The sequence below is a fragment of the Kitasatospora sp. P5_F3 genome (assembly GCF_054049135.1).
Map to the genome: position 1 here is coordinate 1 of NZ_JBFUMY010000150.1, position 5,666 is coordinate 5,666.

Annotated in this window: 3 protein-coding genes and 2 pseudogenes; 3 read left to right on the top strand and 2 right to left on the bottom strand. The window is 69.4% G+C overall.

Translation table 11 applies throughout. The features are described from left to right. Positions 1-148 (top strand): annotated as a pseudogene (locus tag ACXJMZ_RS36585) (flavodoxin family protein); the annotation flags it as partial. 650 nt (positions 149-798) lie between these two features. Here the strand turns inward: ACXJMZ_RS36585 and ACXJMZ_RS36590 are convergent. Both ACXJMZ_RS36590 and ACXJMZ_RS36595 read right to left on the bottom strand, forming a co-directional pair. After that, on the bottom strand, positions 799-1,083 hold the full coding sequence (locus tag ACXJMZ_RS36590) for a hypothetical protein (RefSeq protein WP_457034314.1): 285 nt from the start codon (positions 1,081-1,083) through the stop codon (positions 799-801). An 82-nt stretch (positions 1,084-1,165) separates the two neighbouring features. Then, positions 1,166-4,225: an RNA 2'-phosphotransferase gene (locus ACXJMZ_RS36595; RefSeq protein ID WP_457034315.1), complete on the bottom strand. Its 3,060-nt coding sequence runs from the start codon at positions 4,223-4,225 to the stop codon at positions 1,166-1,168. A gap of 308 nt (positions 4,226-4,533) precedes the next feature. On the opposite strand from ACXJMZ_RS36595, the gene ACXJMZ_RS36600 reads away from it, so the two are divergent. Next, positions 4,534-4,989 (top strand): hypothetical protein, encoded by a 456-nt coding sequence (locus tag ACXJMZ_RS36600; protein ID WP_457034316.1) that lies wholly within the window; start codon positions 4,534-4,536, stop codon positions 4,987-4,989. A 417-nt stretch (positions 4,990-5,406) separates the two neighbouring features. Next, positions 5,407-5,666: pseudogene (locus ACXJMZ_RS36605) on the top strand (flavodoxin family protein); the annotation flags it as partial.

Genomic DNA, 5,666 nt, shown 5'->3' on the forward strand with positions numbered 1-5,666 from the left:
CAACCGCAACACCACCTTCATGACCTGGAACCAGCTCCACCTCGCCCGCCTGCTCAAGGACGCCGGAGGCATCCCGGCCCACGGCAACCAGCGCTCCGAATGGGACGCCGGCTGCCGCTTCGACTTCGAGAACCCCGAGCACCGCTGAGCCGTCACGCCTTCGCGGAACCGCTTGCCCGGGAAGGCCTCCCGTTTTGGTCATCGGTGTTTGTCGCCGTGTCCCTCCTGATCTCGCGGGTGTGTAGGGCGCGGTGGATACAGCGTGACGGCAAGGGCAACATTGGCATGTTCGCCGACGGCCAGTGGGCGGTGGCACGAAGGCCCGTGCCGATCGGCAGCAGGAACACGCGGTTGAGGCCCGGCTGGCGGACGGGCCGCGGGTGGAGCTGGCCAGGGTCGTGGGCGCCGTAGACTCGGGAGTCAACCGTCGCCCCGAGAGCTGGTCGTTGGCTACAGCCGGTTCGGCAGCGTGCCGGACCGGCGGGCCGCAGGTGGCACCGAGGGCTGATCGGCTGGCAGGCCCAGAGGACGAGGGGCCCGCGCGGAACGCGCAGTGGCGGCCTGGACACGCTCGACGGCCGGGGCGCGGGGGGGGGGGGGGGGGGGGGGGGGGGGGGGGGAAGGCCGGGACGTGGTCAGGCCGGGTGAGTGCATGCGAGCGGTCTTGGTGCACGGCAGCCGAGTTGGACACCACAACGAGGTGGGCCCGCGTGTGCATCGCCGCGCGCAGCAGCGGGTCCTCGACCGGGAGACGGACCGCAGCCTTCTCCAGCTCGGCGGTGGGCCAGGCTATCTCGATCATCGCGTTCGCGCTGTCGAGGCGGAGGGATAGGGCGTGCTGGCTTCCAGGGCGCCGGGGGTGTCGCTGGGGTAGTCGGAGGTGTGGATGACCCGGGTCCAGGTGCCGAGCTGGGCGTGTGCGGCCGGGATCACCTGGTCGACCGACCAGCCGTTGGTGTCGGTCTTCGACAGGCCGAACCGCCAGGTGTTGACCGGGGCTTCGTGCCAGAGGACGAACTTGCTGACGAGCCTGCCGTCCTGGCTCGCGATGACGCCCCTTGGTGCGCCCGCGTTGAGCTTCACTCAGGCCGACACCGTGACCGAGCCGAAGTGCCGTGCAGAGCGGTCCTGTCGGCCCCAAGGGACGAGCAGGACCGCTCTGGGCTCAGTGCGCCGAGAAGAGCTGGTGGAGTGGCACCACCGCCAGCGCCCCGGCCGGCACCGCGTCGATCAGCCAGGTGGTGCCCCCGGCATAGCGGCATTCGAGGCCGTGGGCGGCCGGGTCGTGGACCGACAGCAGTACGGCGGGGCCGTGTCGCCGTCCGGCGAGGACTGCCGTTCGTGGATCGGTGGTGAGGTGGACAGCCTTGCGTGCCATCGGCCGCAGGCCCTGCCGGAGTTGGAAGATGTCACGCAGGTTCACCGATGCCGTGGCGTGGTACAGCACTCCGTCCGGTGTCCCGACTGCGTGGTCGTCGGGGGCGGACCTGGTGTGGCCGTAGCGAGCACGGATCAGGTCGTCCCAGACTTCGAAGCGCGGCTCGTCCAAGGCTTGGGCGACGGCCAGCACCTCTGCGGACGACGCGGGCTGTTCGGTCTCCGAGAGGGCGGACAGGAGGTCGTCGAGCCGCGCCCAGCCCTGCGGGTTCGTTGGCAGGTGCGGGTTGTGGCGCAGTTGATAGGCAAGAGCCTTGCTGATTCGCTGCTTGCGTCCGAAGTTGAGCTCCCGCAGTGGCGCGCCCCCTCGGGCGCCGCGCCGCTCGGCCCAGGCATCGCGCAGGGTGACGGCCACCTCGTGAATGGAGCCCCACTCCGGGTGGGCGCTGATTTCGTCCAGCAGGGCCTCGCCGTGCCGGCGGAGCGCGGGGTCCCCGGTTCGACCCGTCAGACACCGTATCGCCCTGACGATCAGTGAGGCGCGGTAGACGGCCCAGATCCGTTCGACCTCCGCGTCGTCGTACGCCTCACCGGTGCACTCGCGCAGCGCTTCGACGTAGCTTTCGAACACCTCACGGCGAAGGTCCCAGGAGCCGGGTGACAGGGCCGGCACGTCGTCCGTCAGCTGGGCCAGTTCACACCCGACCGGTTCGTGGCCCGTCGCCTCCAGGTCGATGGCGACGATTCGTCCGTCGTCCGTGACGAGCCAGTTGAACGCGTGCGCGTCCCGGCGGGGAAGCGTCGGTGCGTCGGCCAGCAGCGCCCACCAGCTATCAAAGGCCTGGTCGACCAGTCTGTCGGCGCCCTTGGGGAAGACGTCGCGGAGCCACATCCGCACCCGACCGCGGACCTTGGCGCGGACCTTGGTGGGCATGGCATCGCCTGGCCGGGGAGCGGCGTGGATGTAGGCGAGGAAGGCGGCCGCCTGCTTGAGCAGGTTCGCGGAGGCGTCTTCCGTCTCGGGAGAGAGCAGCTCGGCGAGGACCGTTCCGTACTCGAACCGTCGGACGGTGATCACGTTCACGTTGGACGCAAGGCCCGAACGGCTGCTCAGCTCGTCCGCGTCCAGGGTGGAGATCAGGTCGCTGGTGCGGAAGCGGGTGTCGGCGCCCACGCGGGCGAGAGTGTTCCGTACGGCCTGCGCGGTACGGGTGTCGCGTTCGACGTTGTCCGTGTGCGTGGGCTTGAACACCAGGGTCGACGAGGCGAAACCTAGATGGTCCTCGACGGTGACCACGTTGCTGCGGCCACCGAGGTTGCGCCGGATCACGTCCGGGCTGGTCATCGCGCGGGTGGCCGCCCGAGCGTAGTAGAAGCCCGCGTCACCGTCGGCGAGTGCCCGGACCCAGGAGGCGGGATCCGGGACGAGGCCGGCCAGCCGGGCTTCCAGCACGGCGCGGTCGGCGGGACTGACGCTCCGCCGTAGTTCGGCCTCCCGGCCCAGGACGACCAGGGGGACACACGTCGACGGGTCGTCGGCAGCCTCCCGCACGAGCCTTACCACTCCCTCGGCCCAGTGCTGGGGCGAGGCGCCCAGCGCGGCCACGTGAAGCAGGTCGTCGGCGTACCGCATCCGGCTCGGCGTGTCCGTCAGAGCGGTACCGGCCGTGCGGCCCTCGAGGAGGTCGAGGACCGTACGGCGCAGTTCGAGCTGGGTCGAGGTCGGGCACTCGACGAACTGTGCACACGCCCGGTGCCAGTCGGCGAGAAGACGCCTAATCAGCGGCTCTCCTGAGCCCTTGAACCGCTCGTTCAAAGCTCCGAGGACCAGCTTCGGGAACGACGAAGCCGGGGCCCCAGCACCGACGAACCGCTGCACCTGCTGGTCGAACCCGAACTGGCTCGGCAGACCGCGCAGCGCGAGCCGGACGGTCGCCGACTCGGGTACCGCGCGTGCCTGGGCGACGATGGTCAGCAGGAGCGTGTGGCGCACCGCCTCCCCGCTGACGAAGCTTCTGATGGTGTCGAGGGTGGTCGCAGCCTGATCGAGGTAGTGAGCGGTCAATTCGTCCATCGGGCGCCCGTCGGACAGCCTCAGCCACGCCTCGGCGATGTGCAGTCGCCAGGCGGTGCTCTTCTCGGCGTCGGCGAACTCCCGGTGCGCCTCGATGATCCGGCCCAGGTACCTGCGGTCGCCGGTGCTGTCGTGCAGGCGCAGGAAGCCCTCCATCAGGTACGGCAAGGCGTCGGCGACCTTGTTGCCCTCCTCGATCGAGCGTCGGATCAGCCCGACGGACCGTGACAGCTCGGCCGTGCCGACCGACTCGAACCTGCTAAGCAGCACCGGGCCTTGGCCGAGCCGTCCACTGAACTGGTGACGAGCGTTCACGCCGGTCAACTCGCTGTCGCTCACCACAGCGTCCAGGTACACCTCGGCCAGGCGCAGTGCCCGGGAGAACACCGTGGGCCGCTGCCAGGTCACGTCGAGCGCGTGCTGGTGCAGCTTGGTGCCAATCCGCTGTCGGACCACGTGAAGCGTCTTCGCGAAGTGCATTCCGGGTGGAAGCCCCTGCGCCGTCGCGGCCGGCCGACAGAAGCCGTGCTCGAACACCAGCAGCTCCAGCAGCGGGCGGCTGTCATCGCCGAGGAACTCCTGCCAGAGTTCGAATATGCGGCGGGCCGACGTCTGCGGGTTCACGACGGTCGACACCCACGGTGCTCCGCGGAGCCGGATCCACTCGGAGAGGGATTCGTCGAGCGAGCACCCGAGCCAGTGCAGCAGGCTGACGAGCTCGGGACAATGCTCCTCCAGCGCGAGGCGGATCTCCGCCTCGGAGAGGCCGGACACCGGAGGCGGCGTACGGCGCGCAAGATCCAGCGGCGTGACTTTCCGATCCACGTTCACCCCGGTGAGTCTAGACGGTGTCCCTGACGGCTCGTCGGCTCGGCGACAGGCTCGCCGCCAGTGAGGGCGTCCGGCGGTCGGTATCTCTGATCGAAAGGCATGTTGACGGCGTGGGCCGGGAGGTGAAGTCTGAGGGATCTGCCGATCCGACAAAAGGTGCGTCCTGGTATGTGCATAGGGTTTGTGTCCGACCTCGTACGGCGTGAGATCCCCGCGTAGGGCTGCTTTGGGCAGGGCCCTGTGATGTTCACGTGAGCAGCGTGTTCGTCGGGCGTGAGGCGGAGCACGTCGCGTACGGTGTGCGGTCCGGTGTCCTGGAGTGCGCCGGTTCCGGCGTCGCCGTGGGGCGTCAACTCAGCGACCTATCAAGATGGTTGCCGCCGCTATTGCCGGAAGCGGAGCCGGTCGACGCGCCGCCGGTGGCCACCAGGGCCCGGCCGGCCGAGGAACTGGTCCGGCGCCTCGGCTCTTACGAGCGGCCGCCGCATCATCCTCGACGACGTGCAGTGGGCGACGTCGGAGTCGCCGTCCAGGTGGAAGCGCGAGCAGTCGCGGCCCTGCGCCGGCGCGAACAGGGGCTCCGGGTGGACTCGTCCGAGCCGGTGGACGGCCACGGATCGGCGGCGGGCAGCATGACCGCGGGCAGGGGCGAGGCGTGCAGGACCGTCAGGGTCTGGGTGCTTCAGGTCAGGGCCACGTACAGCTGACGCGGGCCTTCGGCCCTGCAGGCGTGATGGTCGCGGGCTCCATGGCCTCCGACGAGGTCGAGTACCTCTTCCAGCGCCATCTCCAAAAGACGGAGACCCGCTGACCCAAGCCGTAGAGAGACGGATCCTCTATCCCGGGCGGACAACGTTGGGACCACGGCAGCTGGACACTCTTGGCAAAGGCTCACTGACTGCGTCTCGTGGTCTGCGGCAATGGGGCGCAGTCACCCAAATCGGAAGATGGAGGTTCCGACCCTGAGATTCCGGGGAGTCAGGCGCAAAGCCGGGCAGGGTTCTGGAAGCGGCTCGTGGGACCGCTGCGGCACTACGACCGTCAGCGGCCGAACGCTCGGACAGGAGAGGGCGTTGGACCTGTCCGATTTTATGGCTGGTCAGGTAACGTGCCAGAGTGTTTCGCCGGTCTGGCTGGGCGACAACTCCTCCGTCATGAAGAAGGTCGTCGAGCGGCTGTACGCCTGCTCGTCGGTCCTCAACTCCCAGGGGCAGTACGCCTATTACGGCCGGGTTGGCGGCTGCCTGATCACCGGCAACGAGGACGGCGCCAAGCACTGCGCGATGAACGTCCTGTACAGCCTCCAGCACCTCGGGTACACCGTCCCGCCGCAGGCCGACGCCGGCTGGGTCGGCCCGGCCGGGCCCGGCCCCTCCTACCTCGA